Raw genomic sequence first — 25,640 nt, 5'->3', positions numbered from 1 at the left:
CCGCCGGCTATACCAACTTAATCAATCCACGCAAAACCGGTATAGGGAACCAAAACGGCCGGAATACGGATACCCTTCTCCGTTTGGTTATTCTCTAGAATGGACGCCACAATTCTGGGCAATGCCAACGCCGAACCGTTTAAGGTATGCGCTAATTGCATTTTGCCATTTTCATTTTTAAAACGAACTTTCAAACGATTGGCTTGATAGGTTTCAAAGTTGGATACCGAAGATACCTCCAACCAACGTTGCTGGGCAGCACTAAACACCTCCATATCATACGTCAGTGCCGACGTGAAGCTCATATCGCCGCCACACAGACGCAATACGCGATACGGCAGTTCCAATTGCTGCAACAGGCCCTGGATATATTGGCTCATCTCTTCCAATACTTCGTAGGATTTATCCGGATGGACGAGCTGCACGGTTTCTACTTTGTCGAATTGGTGTAATCTATTCAGACCACGCACGTGTGCACCATAAGAACCTGCCTCCCGACGGAAACAGGGGGTATATGCACAATGCTTGATAGGGAACTGCTCCTCTTTTACGATGGTATCACGGTATAAGTTCGTTACAGGCACCTCGGCTGTAGGGATCAGATAAAAGTCATCACCGCCAACATGGTACATTTGCCCTTCTTTATCTGGTAATTGCCCCGTCGCAAAAGCAGAATCTTCATTCACGAGAATCGGTACCTGCACCTCATTATAGCCCGCTTCAACGGCTTGGTCTAAAAAGAAATTAATCAGCGCGCGTTGTAAACGTGCACCTTTTCCTTTATATACCGGAAATCCCGCACCCGTCACTTTCACACCCAATTCCAGATCCACAATATCATATTTACTCAACAATTCCCAATGTGACAGCGCCGCCTCGGGTAATGTGGGCACCGCACCATGTTCTAAAACCACTTCATTGTCGTCTGCAGAGACGCCTGTGGGTACAGATGTATGCGGTAGATTAGGTAGCTGCACAATCTTGTCTTGCAAGGTTTGTTCAACTTCCGCTAGTTTTTCGGTCAATATTTTTACTTGTTCTTTATATCCGGACGACTTCGACTTTACCGCTTCCGCTTCTTCTTTCTTACCCTGGCGCATCAAATCTCCTATTTGTTTGGCAGCAGCGTTGGCCTCCGCAGCAATAGCATCCGACTCGTTCTGAATTTTACGACGTGATTCGTCTAGTTGAATGACTTCGTCTACCAACTCCACTTCTTTAAAATTCTTTACCGCTAATCGTTCGATGACGGCATCTCTGTTTTCACGGATATAATTTATTTGTAACATAAATGAATAAGTAATTAGAAGGACAAAGATAATAAGTGTTGACTGGTCTTTCTTTTTTTTCCGCAAAAAAGAACAAAAAACCGACCAACGGGAGCTCATGAACACCAAAAATAGACACATGTTCATAACCTCGTCACCTCGGATATTTGAGACAATGGATAGTGCTAAGAATGAATTTCTACAGACCTCAAAGATCCGGATGTGACATCCATCGTTAAAAAGAGGATAGTACAACCCAAAGATCTATCTTTAAAGAAAATATCAACAAAACAATCATAATATTGTAATTATGACACAGAATATTTTTAATTATTGAAAATATTGCATACTTTAGAAACATTATCAATCATATTAACAATTATTTGATATAAGCGTTATTATTAGTTCATACTGCAATGCTAAGTTTGTAGTGTAAAATATAATATAATAAGTATGTTAAAAGATTTAGAAATTTTCGAACAAGACCACTACGTAGATCTCCAGGAGTTTGCGTACGATGGTGACGACTTCATCGATTTTGAAGACTAATCCCCCTCACCCCGAGGGGGATATTTTTTTTATAACTTATCACTCATAACTATTTCTTACCTTTGATCATGCTGTATCTCGTACCTACGCCTATTGGTAATCTGGAGGATATGACCTTTCGGGCTATACGTATTTTGAAAGAAGTCGATATCATATTGGCGGAGGACACCCGTACGAGTGCTCCCCTTCTCAAACATTTTGGTATTGAGAAGAAAGTATTCGCACACCACCAACATAACGAGCATAAGGCCGTCGCCGAGATTATCCGGTTTTTGAAAGAAGGACAAGATATAGCCTTAATCTCCGATGCCGGAACACCAGCTATCTCTGATCCGGGTTTTTTATTGGTTAGGGAGGTGATTAAAGAGGGCCTGCAGGTGCAATGCCTACCAGGTGCCACTGCGTTCGTACCGGCATTGGTCAATTCCGGATTGCCTAACGACAGATTCTGTTTTGAAGGCTTCCTACCCGTAAAAAAGGGACGCCAAACTCGTTTAAAACAACTCGCCGAGGAGAAACGGACCATGATTTTTTATGAATCGCCTCACCGCATCCTCAAAACCATAACCGAGTTTATCGAATATTTTGGCGAAGAGAGAGAGGCTTCTATTTCAAGGGAACTTAGTAAATTGTACGAGGAAACGGTGAGAGGAACGTTGGCAACGCTAAAATTACATTTTGAACAACACCCTATTAAGGGAGAATTTGTATTTTGTGTAGCAGGGTGTTCGTGAAGAGTGAAGTTAGTTACGATTAAAAATAAAAACATGAGTGTAGATAAATTTATTCAGGATGGACAGGATGCCAAAGTGGCCGAAAGGATCCATGATAAGATAGTCGATATGCTGACCGCCGGTGAGTACATACAATACATCTCTCTACAGAAGAAACCTGCGGTGACTTTATTACCGGATAGCATCACGATTAGCAATAAGCGCATTTTTCTTTGCGAGTTTACCAAACTGGGTTTAGCGACCAACTTTGAGATCTATTCGTGGAACGACGTGAAGGATATTGCTTTCAAAGAGGAAATCTTTGGATCGAAGGTCACGGTGATACCCTTCACGGGGGAAAACCTGACGATCGATTATATTCCGAAGGTACAGGCGCGAAAACTGTATCAACTGATCAAAACAGCATTGGAGAATCCAACAGGCCATATAAATGAAGAACCTACTCCGGTTATTCCAGCGCAAAAACCGGTCGAGCACTTCAATCCACCGGTACAACCTGTCGTTGATGAACCAGCTACGCCGTCATTTAGGGAAGAAAACAAAGAGGAGGAAATCATAGAACAATCGGGTATGTCCGCTGTAGAAGATGATGAGCTTACCCAAAAGCTAAAGAAGCTTAAAACACTTTACAACCGACAGTTGATTACACAAGCCGAATACGAAAACAAAAAGTCAGAACTCTTATCGCAACTCTAATTCGTGAACCGAAATTACCTTTTAGCACTTTTAAGCGCCGCCATCCTATGGCTGGCTTGGCCACCTATACCTTATAGCAGTCCACTACTGTTTATTGGTTTCGTTCCCTTACTTATCGCCATAGAAAAAGTCATAAGAGGAGACTATAGCCAAAAAGGTAAAAAGATTTTCTGGTTGAGCTTCTTCACAGGATTTTTATGGAATACAGCTTCTATCTATTGGGTATATAATGCCATGAATGCCTATCTTCCATCCTATGTATCACTCCTCATATCGCTCATTCCGTTCGGACTGGCCCCACTACTCATGGCGCTCGTCTTTCGGTTATACTATCAGCTTCGCAAAAAAACAGCTATAGGTTACAGTTTTATCGGACTGGTTTCTTTTTGGTTGGGATACGAGTTTCTCCATCAGTGGTGGGATTTGGCCTTTCCGTGGATGACATTGGGCAACGGCTTTGCCAATTTCCATCAACTTATCCAATGGTATAGCTTTACCGGCGTCTTTGGTGGTACCGTATGGATTTGGGTCGTTAACCTTCTGGTATTTCTGTTGGTATGGCAAAAACGTGAAAAAATAACGGTATTCAGTACGAAAAAGCTGTCCGTGGCTATCACCACCGCGTTGGTGCTACCGGCTGCGACTTCCATTATACAATACAATACATACACCGAGCATATAAATCCCTCGGAAGTAGTCGTGGTTCAGCCGAATATCGATCCTTATGGAAAGTTTGGTTTTATTCCGGATGCGGAACAATTGACGACGTTATTAGAACTATCAGAAAGGGTTGCCAAACCGAACACCGAATTTTTCTTATGGCCGGAAACGGCTATCTCTTCTGACCGGGGCGGTATTGACGAAGAGCAGTTTAGGAGCTATCCAGCTTACGAACGTGTTATTAATTTTTTAGATAGATATAAGAATGGCAATGTATTATCGGGGATCGAAAGCTATCAAATTTACAACGAGCCGAAAACCCTAACCGCCAGAGATTTTGGAAACGGTGTGTTTCTGGATCCTTTTAATGCAGCGGTTTTGATAGATCAATCCAGCAAACTTCAGTTTTACCATAAGTCTAAGTTAGTTCCCGGCGTGGAGCAGCTTCCTTTCGGCGAAACATTGAGTTTCATGAAACCGCTTTTTGCACATTTTGGCGGCTCTACAGGAGGGTATGGCAGTCAAGAAGAACCATCCGTGTTCTATTCCCAAAGCGGTATCGGAGCAGCTCCTATTATTTGCTATGAATCCATTTGGGGCGATTATGTAGCCGAATATATCCGAAAAGGCGCACAATTTATCGCCATCGTGACCAACGATGGTTGGTGGGGCAATACTTCTGGAAAAGACCAGCATCTGCTCTATGCCAAGCTACGCGCCATCGAAAACCGGCGGTGGGTAGCACGCTCCGCCAACACCGGGATTTCCGGTTTTATTAACCAACGGGGAGATATCATCCAAAAAACAACTTGGTGGACTTCCGACGCCCTGGCACAGGAAATTAACCTAAACGAAGAATTGACTTTTTACACCAAAAACGGCGATTTAGCACTGTATCTGGCGTTATTCGGCGGCCTACTTTCCTTATATTTTCTTTTTAGGATAAAAAAGAACGCGGTATAATGTGTATTATCTCCGTCGTTTTCTCAAAATGACCTTGCTACTCTGTAATCAAGGTAAGACTTGGATTAAAATAGCATTTTCTGAACATTAATTATTAATAGATTTATTTGTAATAAAGAAATACATACGTATATTTGCTGTCGTTGACAACAATCTACCTGTATGACATCACCGAAACCTACAAAATGTACTATCATTATTGTAGACCCCGAGAAAGGGAGTAGTCGTTCCATTAGTATCCCTGCATTGCATTTGTATAACATGCGGTATTATATACTCATTATAGCGGTCGTTACCGGTGTATTGATTACTGCCTGTAGCGTATTGTATACGTCCGTTGGGCAGCAGAACGAAGAACGGGAAAAGCTCCTCTCCGAAATTAATATACTGCAGCAGCAGATACCGGCACCAGACGATACCCTGAATGCACGAAATTATGTGGAGCGTATGGAAGCTAAACTTTCCAAAATCAGCGAATATCTCCAAAAAAGAGGTGTGAAGAGCTTTGTATTAGACGGTGCCGGCGGCCCAGAGTACAAGGATCTCAAGTTGGCTCCAGTAGAATATTATAGCGTGTACGACGAGTACATGGAACAGCTTTTCGAAGGATTGGTGTATACGCCTACCGGTTTCCCAGCCAAACCTAAACTGACCTCCAATTTCGGATATCGTCGCAACCCTTTCCACGGGAAAACGACAGAATTCCATTCCGGAATCGATTTTCGAGGGAACAGAGGCGATAAAATCCGCAGTACAGCCAACGGCGAAGTCGTTTTTTCCGGAAGGAACAGTGGATATGGGATCTATGTACTCATCCGGCATCAAAACGGCTTCGAGACACTCTACGGGCATTTATCGAAGGCTTTGGTCAAAAAAGGGGATAAAATAGCAGCCAACCAAGTTATTGGCGAAATGGGCTCCACCGGGCGCTCTACAGGCCCCCATCTCCATTACGAAGTACGAAAAAACGGCAGGCCCATTAATCCGGTCGATTTCCTAAATTTAGATTAGGTCGTTGTGACAGTATCCATAATAAACAAAAAAGCAAACAGCAAGGGGAAGAAAACGGATTCCAGGATCACCCCCACGTTAATTGACAGACACTGCTTGATAAAAGGGAATATCTCCCAAACGTCTGCTATCCGGATAGAGGGGGTACTGGAGGGCGACATTCTAGAAGTCGGAAATTTGGTAATCGGCGAATCGGGCACGGTAAATGGCAACGTCCATGCCAAGACGATCACTATTTTCGGACAGATCAATGGCGATGTTGTCGCGACGGAATCCGTTGAAATAAAAAATTCGGGCAAGGTAACCGGAAAAGTAAACACCATAAGCCTTACAATAGAACGAGGAGCCACATATGATGGAAGTATCACCATGGGCAAATAAAAAAATAATATCATTTAAAATTATCAACATATGTATTTAATACAATCTTTCTCCAGTCTAGTAGAGAACAACAATACAGTTCTCATCAACACTTCAAAAGATTTGCTCCACGGGCTTAAGATTCTGCACAATGACAAATGGTATATCTGTGGCGACTTAGCCCTAAACGAAGGGCAATCACCCCATAAGCTCATTAATTCATCACCAGATGACACAGACTATCAGTTGCTGGCCAAAGCGGCCCTGATTGTATCCCAGGAAAATCTCGAGCAGCCTATTTCCATTACTACAGGCTTCCCTTACGCAACGTACCATATCCACAAGGAAAAAGCAATCAATTTTTTCAAACGGACACACATATTGGATTTTGACGGTTCCACCTATGGGGCAGGCGGCAAGAAGAAAAATGTCCTTGAAGTACAGCAAGTTGAAGTAATCCCGGAAATCGTAGGCTGTACCATCGGCATCAGAAGAGGAGAACTGCAGGCAACGGGTAGCTTTTTTGTGCTGAGCTGTGGTTTTGGCACGTTTGAATCTATTCTCAGTACTGACTCGGGTATCATCGAACAAAGTATGGTGAGTACGCACGGTATCCGCTATGCGGTTAACATCATGATTAATGAGTTAAAAAGCAAATATTACCTGGAATTTCGGAATGCACACCAGTTTGACGACGCGTTCCAACGCGGATACGTCTATCTCAACCGGCAGAATATCGATCTACGGGAAATCCGTCGCAATGCAATCCGTACATACTATGAAGACATTGTCTCGCCCGTCTTACGAAATATTATCACCGACAAGAACCTCATGAAGACCAACCACATCTATCTATGTGGAGGCGCGATGTATTACCAGGACCTGGTAGAGTGTTTTCGGGAAGAATTTGAAGGCATTGCACAGTTAGAAGTGGTGGAAAATCCCGAAACCATGGCCAGCAAAGGTTACGCACTAAATTCGCTGCGTATCGCACACGGAAAAAGAAAATCTGCGCTGGGGATCGATATTGGTAATGCCACTACTATCGTTACAAGTTTTGATGAGGAAGAAGTAAAAAATTATTAGATTGATCCGTTTTCTAAAAAAAAGAATTACTGACACGTCAAGTACACAGCCGAAGCCACAACCCGCTGGGAGAAATGAGATTATCATCCACGAACAGGATACCATATGCCTGTCGACTATGGTTCTATCCGATAGCAGAAAGGGTAATTTTTTTATCCAGGGAGACGCTATCGTAGAAAAGAACAGCTTTATCACCGGTACTATCGTATCCGCTAACGCGATCATAGGGGGACGCGTAGATGGAGAAATTATATGTACCGGTGAAGTTGTGTTAGCTGCATCTTCGATTGTAGAGGGAAATGTGAAAGCCAGCACCGTGGTCATATCTCCTCAGGCGATTTTCAATGGCGATTTGGTGGTTTCGGGGCAGACAAGTACTACCGCGGAATCTCGGTTATCTGAAAAAATCAACCTGGCTCAACAATTATTGAACAAGGGATATGTCCCCGAAGTAGAGATCTTAAAAGAGCCTGATCCTCCACAAAACGAGATAACAACCTTTACCAAAAAAACAGAAAAAAAGAATAAACATAGCCAAAAAGGAGATGAAAATGCGTCGCCTTCGGGTGATACCATAAGTTCTTGGTGGTAGGTTTAAATTTCCTTAATTTTGCCGCATGCAAGTATATTTTGATAATGCCGCTACTACGCCATTAGATCCGGAAGTGATAAAAGTCATGACGGAGACCATGCAAGAACATTTTGGCAATCCCTCTTCTATCCATGCGCATGGTCGTCAAGCCAAGACGATCGTGGAAAAGGCGAGAAAAACAGTAGCGGGTTTATTAAAGGCTTCTCCATCCGAAATCTTCTTTACGTCAGGCGGTACCGAAGCAGATAATATGGCTATTGTTAGGTCCATCACGGATTTAGGCATTACACACGCTATTACCTCCCCTTTGGAACATCATGCGGTTTTGCATACGTTGGAGGATCTGGCACAACGGAGTGTTATACAGTTGGATTTTGTACAAGTAGACGAACGAGGTCGCGTAGATTTGGATCATCTGCAGGCGTTGTTATCCCAAAATCCACGCACCTTTGTATCCCTGATGCACGCCAATAATGAAATCGGCACATTAACCGACATCCATAAAGTTTCCGAAATATGTCAGACGTTTGATGCCATTTTTCATTCGGACACGGTACAAACCATGGGACATTATGCGCACGATCTTTCTACTTTGCACATCGATTTTCTTACGGGTGCGGCTCATAAATTCCATGGTCCGAAAGGAATAGGTTTTATCTACATCAACGGTAAAAACAAAATCCGCCCCTTGTTATATGGCGGCGCACAAGAGCGTAATATGCGCGGCGGAACGGAAAATGTTTACGGTATCGTGGGATTAGCAAAAGCTATGGAATTGTGTTATCAAGAGATGGAAACGCATCGGGTTTATATTCAAGGGTTAAAAGATTATATGCGTACGGAACTGCAAAAAAATATTCCGGACATCGCATTTAACGGAAACATTACCGCTGAAGACTCCCTTTACACGGTCTTGAACGTATCACTTCCTTGTACAGAAATTGCAGATATGTTGTTATTTAGCCTAGATATTGCGGGCATTTCCGCATCAGGGGGAAGTGCATGTAGCTCTGGCTCGCAGCTCGGCAGCCATGTGCTGCAAGCATTAGGTGCAGATCCCGATAAACCATCTGTCCGATTTTCTTTTAGTAAATACAACACCAAGGAAGAGATTGATTTTGTCGTTAAAAAGCTGAAAGAGCTTTGTGAAGAGCATCGCTAAATATAGGCGTCTCAATTTGCATAATGGAGCAAGTAACGCTCGGCTAATTCGCCTCGAATTTCTTTTCCAGATAGATCAAGCTGCCTTAATTGGTCAGGCTCCACTTTATATTTGTAGTCTAACCCCTCCAAATTAAGTTCCCCATCTTTCAGCTCCCAAGTTCCGGTTTTAGAAAAAGGTTCGGCACTTTTTCCCACGTATATATATTCAAGGGTATAGGCTTTGTCGTTTGCCAACGTTAAAGCCGTTGCAATAGCATCACAATCCGTACAGGGGAGATTCCCTCGATAAGTTCCTACCAACCGGCCCTCCGTTATTTTGCTAACTTTGTGGTTTTCTATACTAGCGTTCGTTCGGGTGTTCACACAACTGATGATGAGGAATAACCCCAACAACAATAGTCCACATATATATACAACCAAACGCATGATATCAAATTTTGTTAAGAACTACAAAAAAGATACCACAAAGCACGTCGTCTACTTTATTTAACGTTTTAGTCCCAATCGTCCTCCTCTATTCCCATCGCCAGATTATAGGCGCTCAGCAACTCTCCGTATGCATGGCGATTTCGCAACCGCTGCGCAACCTCCATCCCTACTTGATAGATTTCCAATGCTTCTTCTTTCCTTCCCTGCTCTTCCATAAATTTAGCAAAATGGTAATATGCACCGACGTAATCCGGATGATTTACGCGCAAATCTTGAAAACCGGCAAGCGTGTTTTCCGTATCGCCCATTTTTTTATACTCCGTCGTTATCGCGTATTTTAAAAAAGGATCATTTGGGCTCTCTTTTAAAAATTGTTGTAATTCTTCTAGTCTGTTGCTCATGATAACAACAAAAATAGGAAATTCCAATTTCAATACACTACCCTATATTACTATGCATGCATAGAAAAATGACAGTTTACTGACCGCTTATACGATTTCCGCTCTTGTTTTTAGCTTTTGAAATTGATAGGTTTGTGTGAAGGCTAAAAAATATACTCCAATGAAGATACTTGTATGTATAAGCAATGTGCCCGACACGACATCGAAAATCACATTTACGGATAATAATACAGCATTCAATACCACTGGTATTCAATACATTATCAATCCCTATGATGAGATTGCTTTGGCACGGGCTGTTGAACTTTCCGGCAATGGACAAGGTACGATAACGGTTATCCACGTCGGTGATGCTTCCGCAGACCCCACTATTAGAAAGGCTTTAGCGATCGGTGCAGACGATGCCGTTCGCATAGATGCCCCTCCACGTGACGCGTGGTTTGTGGCGCATCAAATCGCTTCTTATGCGAAAGCTCAAGATTTCGACTTGATCTTAACCGGACGCGAATCCATCGATTATAATGGTAGTCTAGTGCAGGGCTATATCGCGGAACTGTTGGGTATACCGTCTATTTCTATTGCCAAAAAACTGGACATCAACGGTACAAATGCGACGGTAGAGCGTGAAATAGAAGGCGGCAAGGAAGTTATACAGGTTCCGCTGCCCGTTGTCGTCGGAACAGCCGAGGGCGTAGCAGAGCCGAAAATTCCAAATATGCGCGGAATTATGAGCGCACGGTCCAAGCCGCTCGACGTTATTGCGGCCACTGATATACCTGCATTATCACATATTACCCATTTTGACACGCCTGCTCCTCGGGGCAATGTGAAACTGGTGGATAAGGACGATGTTGCTCAATTGGTGGAGCTGTTACACAGCGAGGCAAAAGTTATATAAATCTTCATAAAAGCGCTTAGTTATGGCCATTTTAGTATATATTGAAAATATTGCAGGAGCATTTAAAAAATCCGGATACGAGGCGGTGTCCTATGCGAAAACTATCGGAGACGCCACCGGTCAGCCGGTGACTGCACTCAGTATCGGAAAGGTAGACGCCACATCCTTAGAAAATATAGGTCGCTACGGTGTAAAAAAAGTAATAGCGGTAAATACCGAACAGTTGCACCAATTCGTTAATCAAGCCTATGCAGCTGTTATCGCAGAGGTCGCCAAGAGCATACAGGCAACGACCATCGTGCTATCCAATTCCTTTAGCGGGAAGGGACTAGCTCCACGTATCGCCGCCAAATTGAATGCCGCACTTGCCGACGGGGCAATCACTCTACCCACCATCACCGGCGAAGCTTGGCAAATTAAAAAGTCTGCCTTCTCCGGCAAAGCTATTGCAACGCAGGAACTCACCGCGCCTATCAAAGTTATTGCATTGACGCCGAATACGGTGGAAGCTGTGGAAGCACCAACAGCTATAGCGTTCGAAACGTTCGAACCACAAATTGCTGCGACGGATTTAACTTCCGTCGTTCAAGATATTGTTCAAGCGACGGACAAAATACCGCTACCCGAAGCTAATATTGTCGTATCTGCCGGGCGGGGGCTAAAAGGCCCTGAAAACTGGGGAATGATAGAAGAGCTGGCCGACGTATTAGGCGCCGCTACCGCTTGTTCTAAACCGGTATCTGATGCAGGCTGGCGCCCGCATGAGGAGCACGTCGGGCAAACAGGATTGGCAGTAAGTCCAAATCTCTATATCGCTATCGGTATCTCCGGTGCGATTCAGCACCTCGCCGGTGTAAGCTCGTCCAAAACCATTGTGGTCATTAACAATGATCCCGAAGCGCCATTTTTTAAAGTTGCCGATTATGGCATCGTTGGAGATGCTTTTGATGTTATCCCCAAACTCATCGATGCATTCAAAGCATATAAGAATCACTAAACAGAAACAATTGAAACAACGTAAAATGGTCGGATTGTAACAGATTACATCTGACCATTTTTTCTTTAATCTTTTTTCCTTCTTCATTTTTTCTTGATAAAAAACGAAGCAAAAACCGAACGGAGTGAGTTCATGGATACCAAAATAAACACAAATCTATAAATCAAGACTGAGTACGTTTCTGCTATTTTTATATTTTCTATTCCTAACAGAATGAAACTCGCTAACGCTCATACAGCATTCTGTTTTAACGGAATATCCATCATAAAAAATGGACGCAGAAAAGCACAAGGTCGTTTTAGTCCGCATTACCGCTATCAGACATTGATCACTTTTGTTTACGCAATTGCACGATCCCTTCCTTAACACTAAAATGCCGCATCCGAATGTTTTACAATTGTACAAACTCATCCCCAGTACTATCTCAAAAGTAAAACATTCGAAGCGGCGACTTTTTTTGATTACTTTTTTTGAGAGAAAAAAAGTAATCTATATGTTTGTAGTATAGTTTAGGCATAAAGAATGAAGAAAATCAAATTAGATATCGTGGGGTTGTCGTACAGTCAAACACAATCTGGTGCTTACGCATTGGTTTTGGGGGAGATGGGAGGTAATCGCCGATTGCCCATTATCATTGGCGGTTTTGAGGCGCAGGCAATTGCTGTAGAAATCGAGAAAATGCAGCCCAGCCGTCCGTTGACGCACGATCTCTTCAAGACTTTTGCCGACAACTTTCAAATCAATATCCAGGAAGTTCTGATCTATAATTTGATCGATGGCATCTTTTTCGCCAAACTGATATGCTCCAACGGAGACAAAACTTTTGATATTGACTCCCGAACTTCCGACGCTGTGGCCCTAGCGGTACGATTCGGTGCTCCGATATACGTATACGATTTTATTATGGATGCTGCCGGCATCGTGATTGAAAGCAATGACTTTGCTTTTTTAGAAAATCTGGAAGGTCTTCCTAAAGAGAATACCATGAGCAGTACTACACCTCCGCCTACGGAAAAAGAACATACGCCTAAATCGCCCTATTTTAATATGAGCGACGACCAGCTGGAGATAAATCTCAACAAGGCAATCGAAGCAGAGCAATATGAGACGGCTGCTAAAATTCGCGACGAAATAGAAAGAAGAAAAAACAGGTAATACCTTCTCCATGCCTATCAAACTTCGGTTGACCATTGTAAGCTTCTTCCAATTTTTTGTTTGGGGAACTTGGTTGATTACCATCGCTAACTATTGGTTTGGCACCAAACAATGGGATGGCACACAATTCGGCGCTATTTTTTCGACCATGGGCATTGCGGCAATCTTTATGCCGACACTCATGGGAATCATTGCTGATCGATGGATAAATGCCGAAAAATTATATAGCATATTGCATTTACTATATGCTGCGACTCTTTTTTATCTTCCTCAGGTCGACAATCCGCAGACATTTTTTTACGTCATGCTATTGGCTATGTGCTTCTATATGCCTACGCTTGCGCTATCCAATTCCATTTCTTATACGACATTGGTCGCTAATGAATACGATGTTATTAAGGTTTTTCCACCAATACGGGTATGGGGTACGATAGGGTTTATCATGGCGATGTGGGTGGTGAATCTCACCGGTAATAAAGCAACGGCCTATCAATTTTATATTGCGGGAATAGCTGCCGTAGGACTAGGTCTATATGCTTTGACATTACCGAAATGTCCTCCTAAAAATCGACAGCAGCAAGAAAAGCAGTCTTGGACGAAAGCACTTGGACTAGATTCTTTTCAGCTGTTTGCCGATTATAAAATGGCTGTTTTTTTTATCTTTTGCATGTTTCTGGGGGGCGCATTACAGCTAACTAATGCTTATGGAGATGTGTTTTTGGACGAATTTAAGTTTTATCCGAAATATATCGATGCTTTCGCCATTAAATATTCTACACTTATCATGTCCATTTCACAAATTTCGGAAACGCTTTTTATCTTGGCCATCCCGTTTTTTTTGAAACAGTTCGGCATCAAAAAGGTGATGCTCATCGCGATGTGGGCATGGGTCGCTCGATTTGGATTATTTGCTTTCGGCGATCCGCAAACAGGCCTATGGATGATCATCCTTTCTTGCATTGTTTACGGAATGGCTTTTGACTTTTTCAATATATCGGGATCGTTATTTGTAGAAAAATCTACAACTCCTTACATTCGTAGTGCAGCTCAAGGCCTCTTCATGATGATGACCAATGGTTTTGGGGCAATACTCGGCAGCCTGATCTCGGGATGGGTGATAGATCACTATTTCACGCTACAATTTTCTTCCTTAGAAACGTTGGCTTCCTATCTGCAAACCGAAACCTCCAATAATACCCTCCTCCAATTTATCCAGTCGCGTGGCATATCGGTAATGTCAAATGGCTTGCTTAGCGAAAATCTTTTATTAAAAGATTGGCATCATATCTGGCTAGCTTTCGCGGCTTATACATTTATAATCGCTATTTTATTCAGCTTTTTGTTCAAACATAAACATGTTAGAAATGCCGATTGAGCTGGTAAAAGCAGCCTAAAACGTCGATTTTCGTTCCATTTTCCCTATATTTGTCTGTTGATATGGAACCATCATGATTTATTCACGACGCAGGGAGTGAATAACCGAACGAAGTGGGCTCATGAATGCCACTTAAAACATATGCTTTATGAATAAACTTGATAGCTCCATTGCCATTAAAGGACAATTTACTAGAATGGAAAAAACAGACATCATTAACATTACCGCACAGCAAACCAGTGCACTTTACAATTGGACATTTAGTATCATTCAAAACGTTGGACTATCGGATCGACACGCACATATCGTAACTTCTGCCAGCTTACTAATTACTACTTTTTTAGTTCTTTACGTTATTCATTTTATTATTAGTGCCATTTTTAATTCTGTCTTAACGAAAATCATCAAAAAGACAAAAACTACCTGGGACGACTTTTTATTAAAGAATAAGGTATTAAATAAGCTTAGTCAGCTTATTCTGGTGATCATTGCCCAACAAATAATACCTTTCATCTTTGTCGGCTTTCCTAATTTTACCGCCGGACTTAATAAATTTCTGAACGTTATTGTCATTTTTGCGGTATACGCCTTTATCAACAGTTTATTAAAGACCGTACGGGATATTTTACGCACCTCCAAAGCCTTTGTGGACAAACCGCTTGACAGCTATCTACAGGTTGTACAAATATTTTTAATATTTATTATTGGTACGCTTATCGTATCTATCGTAACGGGCAACTCTCCTTGGTCATTCCTGGTATCATTGGGAGCCGCATCAGCGATTTTAATGCTGGTATTTAAGGACACCATCCTTGGTTTTGTCGCCAGTATACAAGTGTCGGCCAATGATTCTGTCCGGGTAGGCGATTGGATCGAAATGAGCAAATATGGAGCAGACGGCGATGTGTTGGAAATCAATCTCAACAACGTTAAAATCCAAAATTTTGACAAAACAATCGTGACCATACCAACTTATACCCTTCTTAGCGATGCTTTTAAAAATTACAGAGGTATGCAGGATTCGGGTGGTAGGCGAATTAAGCGCTCCATCAATATCAAGATTTCTTCTATTCGGTACCTTACCGAAGCCGAAATTGCCGAATTAAAGAAAATTGAGCTATTGGCTCCTTACATTGCACAGCGGGAGGAAGAAATTCAGACATACAATCAGCGTACAGGGGTGGATGAATCGGTATTAGTAAATGGTAGGCGGATGACCAATGTTGGCTTGTTTAGAGCATATATCAATGCATACGCCAAGCATAATCCCGATATTCATAAAGGGTTGACCTTTATGGTTCGTCAATTAGCACCAAATGAGCATGGTTTACCACTTGAGCTGTATATGTTTACGAATGGTACACAATGGGCATTTTTCGAAAACACGATGTCCGATGTATTCGATCATTTATTCGCTGCGATAAAATACTTTCACCTTGAAGTATTTGAATTACCCGCCTCCGATGATTTGCGTCATCTTCTGGCGGAAACGGACTTTAGATCAATTGGAAAAGATAAAGATAAGCAAGATTAATCGCACGAAGGTTGACATAAAACAAAAAAGGGTTATCCTCCGGGACAACCCTTTTGCTTTCGGCGTATTTCACAACAAGCCTCAACATAAACACTAACCATTAATTAAACCATTAATGACGAACAAAAATTACTCATCACAAAGGTGAGGTATTCATATGAAGTAAAGATTAGCGTTTTGTTAAAAGAGAAATTATTTCTTTAACGTGCATTGGCGATATTGATTCGTTCCAAAACCGTTTCTATTGTCGTTTTGGCAGCATCCATCATTTTTTGATTTCCCGGATAATCAGCGTCCATCGTCACCGTTTTCCCTTTTTCTTTATACTTGTATTCGAGTATATAACGTGGAACCGCTCGTCCGTCAACGGAGTCTGTTCTCGGTGTTGTCAGATCATCATCTACATTCCAGAATCCCATTTCCATCGCTTTCCGGTGTAGAAAAAGTAGATCGTCATTCGTCAGCTTCAATTTCTTTTTCACAATTTCATTTTCCCGATTCAGATATTGGTAATCTTGTGTCGCCGAATGATAACTGTTCAACATGGAATCGCGTAAACCGTATTGGATGGAAATATATTCAAAATCGGAATAACGAAAAGGTGCATTCTTGATCATATTGGAATAATAATAAACACAATAGATAAAAAAGGAACCGATAATACACAGTGCCAAAAAAATGGCCTTCGCTCTTTTACTCATGACAAATCAATTTGTCGCAAAAATACACATTAGATGGAACTTAAACACCAAAGGCAGACGCTTATTAGAACCGTTTTGTAATTTGAATGTTAGATTTTTGGTGTACCGGCGCGCACAAAGTATTTATAATACCAACTATCTTTTATGTCGGAGATAATAACTCCTCTTCTCGTGGATACATGTACAAATTTATTATTATGCAGGTATACGCCGACGTGATCGATGTTTCTTCCACCAAAAGAGAAAAAGACCAAATCACCTTCCCGTAATTGTCTTTCATATTTTCGCTTGACCTGATCTCCCATATCCCGTGAAGTACGGGGTAGATCTTTACCGTATACCTCACGATATAAAATTCCCACAAAACCAGAACAGTCTATTCCGGAAGGTTGCGTACCACCGAGACGATGCGGACTCCCCAACCATTTATCAATAAAAGAATAAAGTGATTTGTTGTCCAGATCACGTGCAGAAACGCCTAATATAGCAGCATAATTATCTATTCCAGAACCAGACAAAGATTTGTCACTTGCATCACTTGCATCGGTAGGGATGCTGGTATGGGGTTTGCCAGGATGTGAGCCGGCTCCATAGAGTACTTTTCTTTTAGCGCCACAAGATGCCAATAGAAAAATGGCCATAACCCACGATAATAACGTAATATACCTATACGATCGGTGCTGCATAACACAAAAATAAACATCACAAGGCGTTTAACAAAGTTTGCGGAATGATTTTGTATCTTGCGCGCCAAAATGGACAAGGAACAAGTAAAAGGTATTATTGCTGTTGTATTAGGTGCTGCCAGTTTCGGTATATTATCCACCTTTGTTAAAAAAGCCTATGCGCAAGGTTTCACGCTGGGCGAGGTAACCGGAATCCAAGCTTTTTTTGGCATGCTGTTCTTATGGATGCTCATCGGAATAATGTTTATCGTAAACAAAGGTTATTTTTCCAAATATCCTTCCACTTCTCCGAAATGGCACATCGTCGTCAGTGGATTATCCACCGGCGCCGTCAGTATTCTGTATTATAAAAGTGTCCAGCTTCTTCCAGCATCCTTAGCTATCATTCTATTGATGCAATATATTTGGATCGGGCAACTGATCGAATTTATTTTCTTCAAAACAAAGCTTACAAGACGACAAACCATTGGTATCGCCGCCATCTTAGGAAGTACCGTTCTCGCAACCGGTTTAGTAGAACATGACTTCAAATCGGTCAGCGTGGTAGGCATCGGCTATGGACTTCTTGCGGCTACCGCCTACGCCATATTTATTATTGTCAGCGGACGTGTCGGCAACGATCATCCCCCTCTTCAAAAAAGTGCCTATATGATTATTGGGGCATTTCTGTTGGTGTTTGTGTTGTTACAACCGCTTACTCTTTTTACGTCTTCGGTTTTTTCTTCTCTATGGCGTTATGGATTGTTACTCGCCATTTTCGGGACCGTCCTCCCCCCTCTTTTATTCTCGTTTGGAATCCCAAAAACAGGGGTGTCACTCGGAAATATCCTGAGTTATATTGAATTGCCAGTAGCGGTTTGTATGTCTTACCTAGTTTTGAAGGAACACGTATCCTTATTACAGTTTATGGGTGTAGCTGGTATATTGGTCGTGGTGGTATTACTGAATATCCAGAAACGCCGAACGCCACACTAACTTAGTGTACCAAAAGCTCCGGTAATTCTTCAATCTCTACCTCGCATTGATCGGTAATGGTCATGAATTTGACCGGCACGATTTCGTTGACCAATAAAGGATCATACAACGAGCGTACTTTTACATAATTTTTAGAGAAGCCGTGCATATAACCGTCTTTAACATCACTTTCAAACAATACCTCTCCGACTTTCCCTAACTGTTTTTCATAAAATGCTCTCCGCTTTTTCTCGGAAAGGATATGTAACATTTTACTTCTATCGCTACGCTGTGCTCCCGGAACAGCTCCTTCCATCTGTGCGGCAATGGTGTTTTCTCGTTCGGAGTAGGTAAAGACGTGCAGGTAGGAAATATCCATTTCGTTCAGGAAATTGTATGTATCGAGGAAGTCTTCCCGCGTCTCGCCCGGAAATCCAACGATAACATCGACACCGATACAGCAGTCCGGCATCAACGATTTTATCTTCGCGACGCGTTCCGCATAAAGCTCGCGTTTATAACGTCGACGCATTTTCGACAACACATTATTACTTCCCGATTGCAAAGGCATGTGGAAATGTGGTACAAACCGCTTAGACTGTGCTACAAACTCAATGATTTCATTCGCTAGTAAGTTCGGTTCAATAGAGGAAATACGTATACGGTCTATACCTTCCACCTCATCTAACGCTTTCACCAAATCTAAAAAACGATCTTGCCGCTTCCCATCCCGTATACCGTAATCACCAATATTGACGCCCGTCAGTACAATTTCTTTCACGCCCGAGGCCGCAATTTCTTCAGCCTGTCGCACAATATCTTCAATCTTACCCGAACGGCTTGCTCCACGTGCCAACGGAATCGTACAGAAGGTACACGAATAGTCACAACCATCTTGCACTTTTAAGAAGGTACGGGTGCGATCACCGATAGAATAAGCCGAGACAAATTGGTGTGTCTCGTCAATTGGTGCATTATGAACAACCGCTTTTTCCTGTTTCGTCAGGTCGTTGATGTGTTGAATGATATTAAATTTCTCCGCAGCCCCCAGCACCATATCGACCCCCGGAATTTCCGCTATCTCCCTCGGTTTTAACTGGGCATAGCACCCTACGATGGTAATATAAGCGTTGGGCGAATGCTTTAGAGCTTCTTTCACGACCTTACGACACTTTTTATCGGCATGATCCGTTACCGAACAGGTATTGATGACATAGACGTCTGCTTGGCTATTAAATGGAGTGGTTTCATAGCCTGCTTCCTTGAAAATCCTGCCGATAGAAGACGTTTCTGAATAATTCAGTTTACATCCCAACGTATAAAAAGCTACTTTTTTGTTCATGATAATGGTGCAAAGTTACTAAAAAATATATTGTTCTTTTTATACGCGAATGCTTCTAGGTTTTATTATACGGCTAACGTTCGTTGAAAAATGTGAGTGTATTCACCAGTACTTCGTCCCATTTTCCAGGTTCGCTGAATCCATGTGACGCCCCCGAAACTAATACATACTGGCTTGCAATCCCTCTTGCGTCCAGCAAATCTGTCAGTTCTTTATATTGTATTTCACTTACATCGGGTAAATCACCGATGGTATTATCGTTCGGCTTGATGTTAATGGTGGGTATTCCACCATTGTTGTGAGCCACCCAATATGGACTTGCGGCCATATAAGCCAATTTATTTTCATTTGTGGCTTCTGCCCCAATCAATCGGAAAAATAATTCGCGAAACCGAGGGTCAAGCTGATCGACTTCGGATTCGTCATTAAAAGCAAACGTTGTTACACCTGCCCAATTTGCCACCGCTTTTACCAAACCATCTTCATTGTTTTTTCCATAGGCATAAAGCATGGCCAATGTGGCGCCCGCACTGTGTCCAGCAATATACCACTTGCTGTTGCTAATAGCCAATTCTTCACTTCTGGCTAAACCCACCTGAATAGCCTCGTGCACATCTTCCAATTGATGATGGATGGTAATCGCGCTTGGTTGATGTTTTGGAGGATTATCCAGGAGCCCTGTGATATCTACGAAGCGATAGTTCATATTCACAACGGCAAAGCCTTTTTCGGCTAGTTTCGTTGACACTTCGCTGAAATAGGATTTATCCCCCGCCACGAACCCTCCGCCGTGGATGACGACGATCACATTTGTATTGACCGAAGATCTTCCTTTTGGCAGGTACAAATCCATCTTCTGACGTGCATGATTTCCGTAAGAGATGTTCGTCAACACCTCTACCTCATATTTTTCCTGCTCGCTGGGTTCTTTTTCGCAAGCAACCATTGCGATGATCAGGAACAACAATGTTACTTTCCTACATAATTTCCACAACATGAATCCTCCTTTTTTATACTGGTTAGTACATAAGTCTCAAGAATCGCGCCACCAAGATATTATTCGTGACGTTTTATTTTTTGTCATATACATAGAAACAAGTATCTTCGTAGCTGCACTTTTTAGGCATTTCTTTTATGAAATATCCATGAATACGGAGCACAAACCCGAATTGAAAACAATCTGGATATTCCATATGGCCTTTAAAAGACAAACCGAGTGTAACGAGCTCATTTATATAAATGAATACTTACAATTATAAATAATTGTATACATATGAAACAATATTTGAATTTATTGAAGCATGTTTATGAAAACGGGGTTGATAAAACCGATCGTACGGGTACAGGGACGCGCAGTGTCTTCGGTTACCAGATGCGCTTCAACCTAAAAGACGGCTTTCCGTTGGTGACCACCAAAAAATTACATCTTCGTTCTATTATACACGAGCTGATCTGGTTTTTAAAAGGCGATACGAATATCCAGTATTTAAAAGAAAATGGGGTAAGCATTTGGGATGAATGGGCGGATGAAAATGGTAATTTAGGCCCTGTATACGGTTCACAATGGCGCTCTTGGCCAACACCGGACGGCCGTCATATCGACCAAATAGCGCAAGTTTTGGAGCAGCTTAAAAAATCTCCCGATTCTCGTAGGATTATCGTGTCTGCATGGAATGTTGCAGAAATAGAAAACATGGCACTGCCGCCTTGTCACGCTTTTTTCCAATTTTATGTTGCACCTGCTCAACCTGAAAAGGGTATATTGAAGCCACAGCTTTCTTGCCAACTTTACCAGCGGAGCGCAGATATTTTCCTAGGCGTACCTTTCAATATTGCTTCCTACGCTTTGCTGACCATGATGGTTGCCCAGGTATGCGATATGGAAGCAGGCGATTTTATACATACATTGGGAGACGCCCATATATACAGCAATCATTTTGAGCAAACGGAACTGCAGTTGAGCAGAGAACCTAAATCACTGCCAACGATGAAAATAAATCCAGATGTGCACCATATTTTCGATTTTAAGTTTGAAGATTTTGAACTGGAGAATTATCAGTTTCACCCCCATATCAAGGCACCTGTTGCCGTATGAGTAATGAGTAACTATAGAGTTACTGATCACTGGTTACTAGTCACTGATCACTAAATAACATGAACAATCTAAAAATAACATTAATTGTAGCTGCGGCAGAGAACAATGCCATTGGTGAAAACAATCAGATGCTGTGGCATCTACCGGATGATTTTAAATATTTCAAACACCACACCTTAAACCATTCGATCGTCATGGGTCGAAAAACATATGAATCCATAGGCAAACCGTTGCCACAACGCCGTAACATTGTCCTGACAAGAGATTTGAATTGGTCCACGGAAGACATTGATGTGGCGAACTCACTAGATGAGGTACTAACATATTGTCGGGATGAAAGAGAAATCTTCATCATTGGTGGTGCCAAGATTTATCAACAGGCACTTCCACTTGCGCAAAAAGTGTTATTAACACGGGTACATACCACCTTGAACGGCGACGCCTATTTTCCGGAGCTCCCTCAAACAGCGTGGAAAAAAGTCAGTGAAGATAAGCACCCGAAAGATGAACGTCACGCCTATGATTTTACTTTTGAAGTTTGGGAGCGGGCGATATAGCTGCCTCAATTAATTCTGCGTAAAAATCACCCTCTTTCATACCCAATGCGCGAACCTGCTGTGGAATAAAACTCTGTGCTGTCTGGCCGGGAATGGTGTTGATTTCAATAAAGTAAAATTTATCCGTACCAGTTTCTAAAAAGAAATCCACACGCACCATCCCTTTGCAATTCAGACGGACATAGATATCCCGAATAATCCCGGACGCTCGCCTGTGCTGCTCGTCCGTTAAGTCAGCAGGCGTGATTTCTTCCGTTAAGCCGGCCACATACTTCGCTTCGAAATCGAAAAACTCACGTGTCGTACGAACTTCAGTAGCAGGCAATACAATCAACTCCCCTTCCGTATTTCGAAAGATACCTTGCGAAAATTCACGGCCTGTTACAAATTCCTCAACAAGGACTTGCGCACCTGTATTCGCCGCATCAAAAGCCTTATCCAATGCAACCTGTAAGTCAGACAACGCTTTCACTTTAGACATTCCTATGCTGCTTCCACCCGCATTGGGTTTTACAAATAGGGGTAAGGTCAGGTTGTGTTCTACGATATCCACCGCCTCACTTCGATGTGTCTCAAATAACAATACAGAGTTCGCCACATAAAGACCTTGGATATCTCTTACAATAGCTTTCGTGTAGCCTTTGTTCATCGTTAATGCTGACGTCAAAGCATCACAGGAGGTATAAGGCAGTCCAATCATATCAAAATAGCCCTGCAATCGGCCATCCTCCCCCGGCGAACCGTGCAAGATGATAAAAGCGACATCAAATGTAACGATGTGTCCATCAATATCCAACGAAAAATCCTCTCTGCTTACCGAAATCTTAATACCAGCTTCTGTTACGTAGAACCAAGCCTCCAACGTAATCGTTATCGGATATACCTCATATTTTTCTTTGTCGAGCTGCGCCTGTACAAATGCGGCACTCTTGAAAGAAACCTCTGCCTCTCCCGTATACCCCCCGGTAATTAAAGCTATTTTTTTTTTCATTTTTATTTTTGTTAGAGGGTAATTGCAAATTAATGTTAAACGAACGCAAATATAACTTGTGTTACGGGGAAAAAAGAATAATTTTGTCTATTATATTGCATGTTCGCGCATGATATAGATGTGCTTTATTATATTAGGAACAACACATGTCGAAATTATTACTGTATCTAAGAACGGATACGTTTAGAAAAAATTTAATTGGAGCGCTGATTGCACTCGCACTCTTATTTTTAGGCATTTATTTCGGACTTCAATGGTATACGAAGCATGGGGTTTCGATTGAAGTACCGCAGGTAAAGGGATTACATATCGATGATGCCATTCAAACATTAGAGAAAGCCGATTTAGAATATTCGATTGATTATGTATACCAGATGGATGCAAAACCGGGACTTGTCATGGAGCAAGATCCAGACCCAAAATCACAGGTAAAAACGGGAAGGACAATCTATTTAACCATCATCACCGAAACACCACCTGAAGTTGCCTTCCCCGATATCATTGACAAAACGTTTATAGAGGCCTCTGCTATTTTGAGAAATCAATCGCTTAAAATCGCGGACACTGTCTATATCGCAGATATCGCACGAGACGTCGTACTAGATGTTAAATTTGGGGGGCAGCCGCTGAAAGCCGGACGACTTATCCCGAAAGGTTCCCAGATAACCCTTGTGCTCGGTAACGGGCAAGGGGCAGATGATATCGAAGTGCCCAATCTCATCGGTTTATCATTACGTGAAGCACGATTTGCACTTTCAGGAGTGGGATTAAGCTTAGGCAATATCACGTATTCTGGTGTGATAACAGATTCATTATCCAGTACCATCGTTTCTCAACAACCGGATACCACCGCAGGGTTTATCAGCATGGGTAGTGCGGTGAATGTAACGTTAGCGAACTAAAAAACATGGCAGCGAAAAAAAAACGTTTTCGGAAGGTATTTGGCATTGTACTCCTGTTGTTATTCTTTGTAGGAGCTGTAGCGGCATGGATAGGTTATCAGGCTTTTATGGGGCCAAGTGTCACCGATAAGCAGGAATATCTGTATATCAAGACAAACGATACTTTTGAAGATGTACTACACACGGTGACCGAACAACAAATCGTAAAGAATCCAACATTTTTTCGCTATATCGCGGATGCAATGGAATATCCAGGCAATGTAAAGCCGGGACGCTACAAACTTACCGAAGGCATGTCTAACAGGCGTTTAATCGGAAATCTTAGGGGAGGCTATCAAGAAGCGGTCAAGTTTAGGTTTGAAAACATCCGTCTCAAAGAAAACTTCGCCGCCTTGCTCGGAAAAAATTTCGAAGCGGACTCCACGGCTTTTATCGAAATCCTCGGTAATGAAGAGGTCGCCGAGTCATACGGATTTACTTCGGAAAATTTCTTCACCATGTTTGTTCCGAACACTTACGAGGTTTATTGGAATACCGCACCCAACAAAATTATTGCACGTTTTCACGACGAATACAACAAATTTTGGACGCCCGAACGTAAAGAAAAAGCAGCGGCTATTGGTTTAACACCACAGGAAGTGAGTATCCTCGCTTCTATTGTAAAGGGAGAGGCATTGCATACCGATGAGATGCCAGATATTGCAGGACTCTACCTCAATCGTCTGGAAAAAGGGATGTTATTACAAGCAGATCCTACCGTCATCTTCGCGAACAACGACTTTACAATTAGACGTGTACTCAACAGGCATCTCACCATCGACAATCCCTACAACACATATCGATATGGCGGACTGCCTCCGGGACCGATTATGCTTCCCAGCATTGCATCTATAGACGCTGTCCTTAACCATAAAAAACATGATTACATTTATATGTGTGCCAAAGATGATTTTTCCGGTTACCATAATTTTGCGAGAACACAGGCCGAACATTTAGTAAATGCACGAAAGTTTCAGCGCGCATTGACGGAACGGAATATTATGCGATAGGAGGAACAAAATGTTTACACACGAAACCACGCTACGTATACGCTATGCAGAGACCGACCAAATGGGGTATGTGTATTATGGAAATTATGCATCATTCTATGAAGTTGCCCGTACGGAAATGCTGCGCAGCACAGGGATTTCCTATAAGGAATTAGAGGATATCGGTGTTATGCTACCTGTTACCGATTTGGTCTGTAAATATTATCAACCCGCCCGGTACGATGACTTGATAACGATTAAAACCACTATTAAAGAAAAACCGCTGGTGCGTATTCAATTTGACTATGAAATATACAACCAAAATGGTGTGTTGCTGAATACAGGCTATACACAACTTGTATTTGTCGATATGAAAAAGAATAAACCTTGTCGCGCTCCTCAAATTTTCCAAGAAAAGATGGCGTCTTTTTTTTAATATAATCTATTGTAAATAAAAGTTTTTCGTATCTTTGCAGTCCTTGCAACGCAAGGAAAAGGAGAATTAATAATTA

The 25,640-nt window shown here is 42.2% G+C and carries 27 protein-coding genes; 19 read left to right on the top strand and 8 right to left on the bottom strand.

The genetic code is table 11. The annotated features are described in order from the left end of the window. Window positions 1-17: 17 nt before the first annotated feature. On the bottom strand, window positions 18-1,289 hold the full coding sequence (gene serS / locus H8B06_RS08460) for a serine--tRNA ligase (RefSeq protein ID WP_190993844.1): 1,272 nt from the start codon (window positions 1,287-1,289) through the stop codon (window positions 18-20). A gap of 596 nt (window positions 1,290-1,885) precedes the next feature. Between serS and rsmI the strand changes: the two genes are divergently transcribed. From rsmI to H8B06_RS08420, 8 genes are all read left to right on the top strand, one after another. Further along, entirely contained in the window at window positions 1,886-2,551 is a 666-nt protein-coding gene (gene rsmI / locus H8B06_RS08455; protein WP_190993843.1) for a 16S rRNA (cytidine(1402)-2'-O)-methyltransferase, read from the top strand. 33 nt (window positions 2,552-2,584) lie between these two features. After that, window positions 2,585-3,247 carry a PH domain-containing protein gene (locus H8B06_RS08450; protein ID WP_190993842.1) on the top strand — a complete coding sequence of 221 codons (663 nt, stop codon included), beginning with the start codon at window positions 2,585-2,587 and terminating at the stop codon, window positions 3,245-3,247. A gap of 3 nt (window positions 3,248-3,250) precedes the next feature. Continuing rightward, the gene (gene lnt, locus H8B06_RS08445) at window positions 3,251-4,870 is read left to right on the top strand and encodes an apolipoprotein N-acyltransferase (protein WP_190993841.1); all 1,620 of its coding nucleotides are present in this window, start codon (window positions 3,251-3,253) and stop codon (window positions 4,868-4,870) included. A gap of 162 nt (window positions 4,871-5,032) precedes the next feature. Next, window positions 5,033-5,881, top strand: coding sequence for a M23 family metallopeptidase (locus tag H8B06_RS08440; protein WP_190993840.1), 849 nt, complete (start codon window positions 5,033-5,035; stop codon window positions 5,879-5,881). 6 nt (window positions 5,882-5,887) lie between these two features. Then, entirely contained in the window at window positions 5,888-6,262 is a 375-nt protein-coding gene (locus H8B06_RS08435; RefSeq protein ID WP_190993839.1) for a bactofilin family protein, read from the top strand. A 30-nt stretch (window positions 6,263-6,292) separates the two neighbouring features. Continuing rightward, a complete protein-coding gene (locus H8B06_RS08430) occupies window positions 6,293-7,327 on the top strand; it encodes a ParM/StbA family protein (RefSeq protein ID WP_130141303.1) in 1,035 nt (344 codons plus the stop codon). Between the two features lies 1 nt (window position 7,328). Further along, on the top strand, window positions 7,329-7,919 hold the full coding sequence (locus tag H8B06_RS08425; RefSeq protein ID WP_190993838.1) for a bactofilin family protein: 591 nt from the start codon (window positions 7,329-7,331) through the stop codon (window positions 7,917-7,919). A gap of 25 nt (window positions 7,920-7,944) precedes the next feature. After that, a complete protein-coding gene (locus H8B06_RS08420; protein ID WP_190993837.1) occupies window positions 7,945-9,081 on the top strand; it encodes a cysteine desulfurase family protein in 1,137 nt (378 codons plus the stop codon). Between the two features lie 11 nt (window positions 9,082-9,092). Here H8B06_RS08420 and H8B06_RS08415 read toward each other — a convergent pair whose 3' ends face one another. Beyond that, window positions 9,093-9,509: a copper resistance protein NlpE gene (locus tag H8B06_RS08415; protein ID WP_190993836.1), complete on the bottom strand. Its 417-nt coding sequence runs from the start codon at window positions 9,507-9,509 to the stop codon at window positions 9,093-9,095. A gap of 68 nt (window positions 9,510-9,577) precedes the next feature. Continuing rightward, entirely contained in the window at window positions 9,578-9,913 is a 336-nt protein-coding gene (locus H8B06_RS08410) for a tetratricopeptide repeat protein (protein ID WP_190993835.1), read from the bottom strand. Between the two features lie 160 nt (window positions 9,914-10,073). Here H8B06_RS08410 and H8B06_RS08405 point away from each other — a divergent pair, with 160 nt between their 5' ends. From H8B06_RS08405 to H8B06_RS08385, 5 genes are all read left to right on the top strand, one after another. Beyond that, the gene (locus tag H8B06_RS08405) at window positions 10,074-10,811 is read left to right on the top strand and encodes an electron transfer flavoprotein subunit beta/FixA family protein (protein ID WP_190993834.1); all 738 of its coding nucleotides are present in this window, start codon (window positions 10,074-10,076) and stop codon (window positions 10,809-10,811) included. A gap of 22 nt (window positions 10,812-10,833) precedes the next feature. Next, window positions 10,834-11,808 carry an electron transfer flavoprotein subunit alpha/FixB family protein gene (locus H8B06_RS08400; RefSeq protein ID WP_190993833.1) on the top strand — a complete coding sequence of 325 codons (975 nt, stop codon included), beginning with the start codon at window positions 10,834-10,836 and terminating at the stop codon, window positions 11,806-11,808. 522 nt (window positions 11,809-12,330) lie between these two features. Then, window positions 12,331-12,963 carry a bifunctional nuclease family protein gene (locus H8B06_RS08395; protein ID WP_190993832.1) on the top strand — a complete coding sequence of 211 codons (633 nt, stop codon included), beginning with the start codon at window positions 12,331-12,333 and terminating at the stop codon, window positions 12,961-12,963. Window positions 12,964-12,973: 10 nt separating this feature from the next. After that, the gene (locus H8B06_RS08390; RefSeq protein WP_190993831.1) at window positions 12,974-14,338 is read left to right on the top strand and encodes a nucleoside permease; all 1,365 of its coding nucleotides are present in this window, start codon (window positions 12,974-12,976) and stop codon (window positions 14,336-14,338) included. Window positions 14,339-14,486: 148 nt separating this feature from the next. After that, window positions 14,487-15,872, top strand: coding sequence for a mechanosensitive ion channel family protein (locus H8B06_RS08385; protein WP_223857548.1), 1,386 nt, complete (start codon window positions 14,487-14,489; stop codon window positions 15,870-15,872). A 200-nt stretch (window positions 15,873-16,072) separates the two neighbouring features. Here the strand turns inward: H8B06_RS08385 and H8B06_RS08380 are convergent, their stop codons facing one another. Continuing rightward, the gene (locus H8B06_RS08380; RefSeq protein ID WP_223857547.1) at window positions 16,073-16,573 is read right to left on the bottom strand and encodes a hypothetical protein; all 501 of its coding nucleotides are present in this window, start codon (window positions 16,571-16,573) and stop codon (window positions 16,073-16,075) included. Window positions 16,574-16,662: 89 nt separating this feature from the next. Further along, a complete protein-coding gene (locus H8B06_RS08375) occupies window positions 16,663-17,214 on the bottom strand; it encodes a C40 family peptidase (RefSeq protein ID WP_190993830.1) in 552 nt (183 codons plus the stop codon). A 114-nt stretch (window positions 17,215-17,328) separates the two neighbouring features. On the opposite strand from H8B06_RS08375, the gene H8B06_RS08370 reads away from it, so the two are divergent. Beyond that, window positions 17,329-18,234, top strand: a complete 906-nt coding sequence (locus H8B06_RS08370) for an EamA family transporter (protein WP_190993829.1) — start codon at window positions 17,329-17,331, stop codon at window positions 18,232-18,234. 1 nt (window position 18,235) lies between these two features. On the opposite strand, the gene mtaB is transcribed toward H8B06_RS08370, so the two are convergent. Further along, window positions 18,236-19,555: a tRNA (N(6)-L-threonylcarbamoyladenosine(37)-C(2))-methylthiotransferase MtaB gene (mtaB, locus tag H8B06_RS08365; protein WP_190993828.1), complete on the bottom strand. Its 1,320-nt coding sequence runs from the start codon at window positions 19,553-19,555 to the stop codon at window positions 18,236-18,238. Window positions 19,556-19,628: 73 nt separating this feature from the next. Continuing rightward, window positions 19,629-20,552: an alpha/beta hydrolase gene (locus H8B06_RS08360; protein WP_190993827.1), complete on the bottom strand. Its 924-nt coding sequence runs from the start codon at window positions 20,550-20,552 to the stop codon at window positions 19,629-19,631. A gap of 276 nt (window positions 20,553-20,828) precedes the next feature. Here H8B06_RS08360 and H8B06_RS08355 point away from each other — a divergent pair, with 276 nt between their 5' ends. Together H8B06_RS08355 and H8B06_RS08350 are read left to right on the top strand one after the other, a co-directional pair. Further along, window positions 20,829-21,650, top strand: coding sequence for a thymidylate synthase (locus tag H8B06_RS08355; protein ID WP_190993826.1), 822 nt, complete (start codon window positions 20,829-20,831; stop codon window positions 21,648-21,650). A gap of 59 nt (window positions 21,651-21,709) precedes the next feature. Next, window positions 21,710-22,207, top strand: a complete 498-nt coding sequence (locus H8B06_RS08350; protein WP_190993825.1) for a dihydrofolate reductase — start codon at window positions 21,710-21,712, stop codon at window positions 22,205-22,207. On the opposite strand, the gene H8B06_RS08345 is transcribed toward H8B06_RS08350, so the two are convergent. Further along, window positions 22,176-23,198 (bottom strand): D-alanine--D-alanine ligase family protein, encoded by a 1,023-nt coding sequence (locus tag H8B06_RS08345; protein WP_190993824.1) that lies wholly within the window; start codon window positions 23,196-23,198, stop codon window positions 22,176-22,178. The two genes, H8B06_RS08350 and H8B06_RS08345, sit on opposite strands and share 32 nt — an antisense overlap. Window positions 23,199-23,344: 146 nt before the next feature. On the opposite strand from H8B06_RS08345, the gene H8B06_RS08340 reads away from it, so the two are divergent. From H8B06_RS08340 to H8B06_RS08330, 3 genes are read left to right on the top strand one after another with little or no spacing between them, the layout of a single operon-like run. Next, entirely contained in the window at window positions 23,345-24,100 is a 756-nt protein-coding gene (locus tag H8B06_RS08340) for a PASTA domain-containing protein (protein WP_190993823.1), read from the top strand. A gap of 5 nt (window positions 24,101-24,105) precedes the next feature. Next, window positions 24,106-25,149, top strand: a complete 1,044-nt coding sequence (gene mltG, locus H8B06_RS08335) for an endolytic transglycosylase MltG (protein WP_190993822.1) — start codon at window positions 24,106-24,108, stop codon at window positions 25,147-25,149. A gap of 10 nt (window positions 25,150-25,159) precedes the next feature. Continuing rightward, a complete protein-coding gene (locus H8B06_RS08330; RefSeq protein ID WP_190993821.1) occupies window positions 25,160-25,564 on the top strand; it encodes an acyl-CoA thioesterase in 405 nt (134 codons plus the stop codon). Window positions 25,565-25,640: the final 76 nt, after the last annotated feature.

Source organism: Sphingobacterium micropteri (assembly GCF_014692515.1).
In the GTDB taxonomy this organism is placed as follows: domain Bacteria; phylum Bacteroidota; class Bacteroidia; order Sphingobacteriales; family Sphingobacteriaceae; genus Sphingobacterium; species Sphingobacterium micropteri.
Note: the sequence above shows the minus strand (reverse complement) of the source record. Positions and strands in the feature narration are given on the sequence as shown.

Bases quoted from the DNA above. Each gene is read 5' to 3' on its own strand.
- H8B06_RS08350 (WP_190993825.1), top strand. From the start codon at position 21,710: ATGAACAATCTAAAAATAACATTAATTGTAGCTGCGGCAGAGAACAAT.
- H8B06_RS08390 (WP_190993831.1), top strand. From the start codon at position 12,974: ATGCCTATCAAACTTCGGTTGACCATTGTAAGCTTCTTCCAATTTTTT.
- rsmI (WP_190993843.1), top strand. From the start codon at position 1,886: ATGCTGTATCTCGTACCTACGCCTATTGGTAATCTGGAGGATATGACC.
- H8B06_RS08355 (WP_190993826.1), top strand. From the start codon at position 20,829: ATGAAACAATATTTGAATTTATTGAAGCATGTTTATGAAAACGGGGTT.
- H8B06_RS08450 (WP_190993842.1), top strand. From the start codon at position 2,585: ATGAGTGTAGATAAATTTATTCAGGATGGACAGGATGCCAAAGTGGCC.
- H8B06_RS08395 (WP_190993832.1), top strand. From the start codon at position 12,331: ATGAAGAAAATCAAATTAGATATCGTGGGGTTGTCGTACAGTCAAACA.
- mltG (WP_190993822.1), top strand. From the start codon at position 24,106: ATGGCAGCGAAAAAAAAACGTTTTCGGAAGGTATTTGGCATTGTACTC.
- H8B06_RS08340 (WP_190993823.1), top strand. From the start codon at position 23,345: ATGTCGAAATTATTACTGTATCTAAGAACGGATACGTTTAGAAAAAAT.
- H8B06_RS08420 (WP_190993837.1), top strand. From the start codon at position 7,945: ATGCAAGTATATTTTGATAATGCCGCTACTACGCCATTAGATCCGGAA.
- H8B06_RS08375 (WP_190993830.1), bottom strand. From the start codon at position 17,214: ATGGCCATTTTTCTATTGGCATCTTGTGGCGCTAAAAGAAAAGTACTC.
- mtaB (WP_190993828.1), bottom strand. From the start codon at position 19,555: ATGAACAAAAAAGTAGCTTTTTATACGTTGGGATGTAAACTGAATTAT.
- H8B06_RS08370 (WP_190993829.1), top strand. From the start codon at position 17,329: ATGGACAAGGAACAAGTAAAAGGTATTATTGCTGTTGTATTAGGTGCT.
- H8B06_RS08345 (WP_190993824.1), bottom strand. From the start codon at position 23,198: ATGAAAAAAAAAATAGCTTTAATTACCGGGGGGTATACGGGAGAGGCA.
- H8B06_RS08380 (WP_223857547.1), bottom strand. From the start codon at position 16,573: ATGAGTAAAAGAGCGAAGGCCATTTTTTTGGCACTGTGTATTATCGGT.
- H8B06_RS08415 (WP_190993836.1), bottom strand. From the start codon at position 9,509: ATGCGTTTGGTTGTATATATATGTGGACTATTGTTGTTGGGGTTATTC.
- H8B06_RS08400 (WP_190993833.1), top strand. From the start codon at position 10,834: ATGGCCATTTTAGTATATATTGAAAATATTGCAGGAGCATTTAAAAAA.
- H8B06_RS08385 (WP_223857548.1), top strand. From the start codon at position 14,487: ATGAATAAACTTGATAGCTCCATTGCCATTAAAGGACAATTTACTAGA.
- H8B06_RS08430 (WP_130141303.1), top strand. From the start codon at position 6,293: ATGTATTTAATACAATCTTTCTCCAGTCTAGTAGAGAACAACAATACA.
- serS (WP_190993844.1), bottom strand. From the start codon at position 1,289: ATGTTACAAATAAATTATATCCGTGAAAACAGAGATGCCGTCATCGAA.
- H8B06_RS08410 (WP_190993835.1), bottom strand. From the start codon at position 9,913: ATGAGCAACAGACTAGAAGAATTACAACAATTTTTAAAAGAGAGCCCA.
- H8B06_RS08405 (WP_190993834.1), top strand. From the start codon at position 10,074: ATGAAGATACTTGTATGTATAAGCAATGTGCCCGACACGACATCGAAA.
- H8B06_RS08360 (WP_190993827.1), bottom strand. From the start codon at position 20,552: ATGTTGTGGAAATTATGTAGGAAAGTAACATTGTTGTTCCTGATCATC.
- H8B06_RS08440 (WP_190993840.1), top strand. From the start codon at position 5,033: ATGACATCACCGAAACCTACAAAATGTACTATCATTATTGTAGACCCC.
- H8B06_RS08330 (WP_190993821.1), top strand. From the start codon at position 25,160: ATGTTTACACACGAAACCACGCTACGTATACGCTATGCAGAGACCGAC.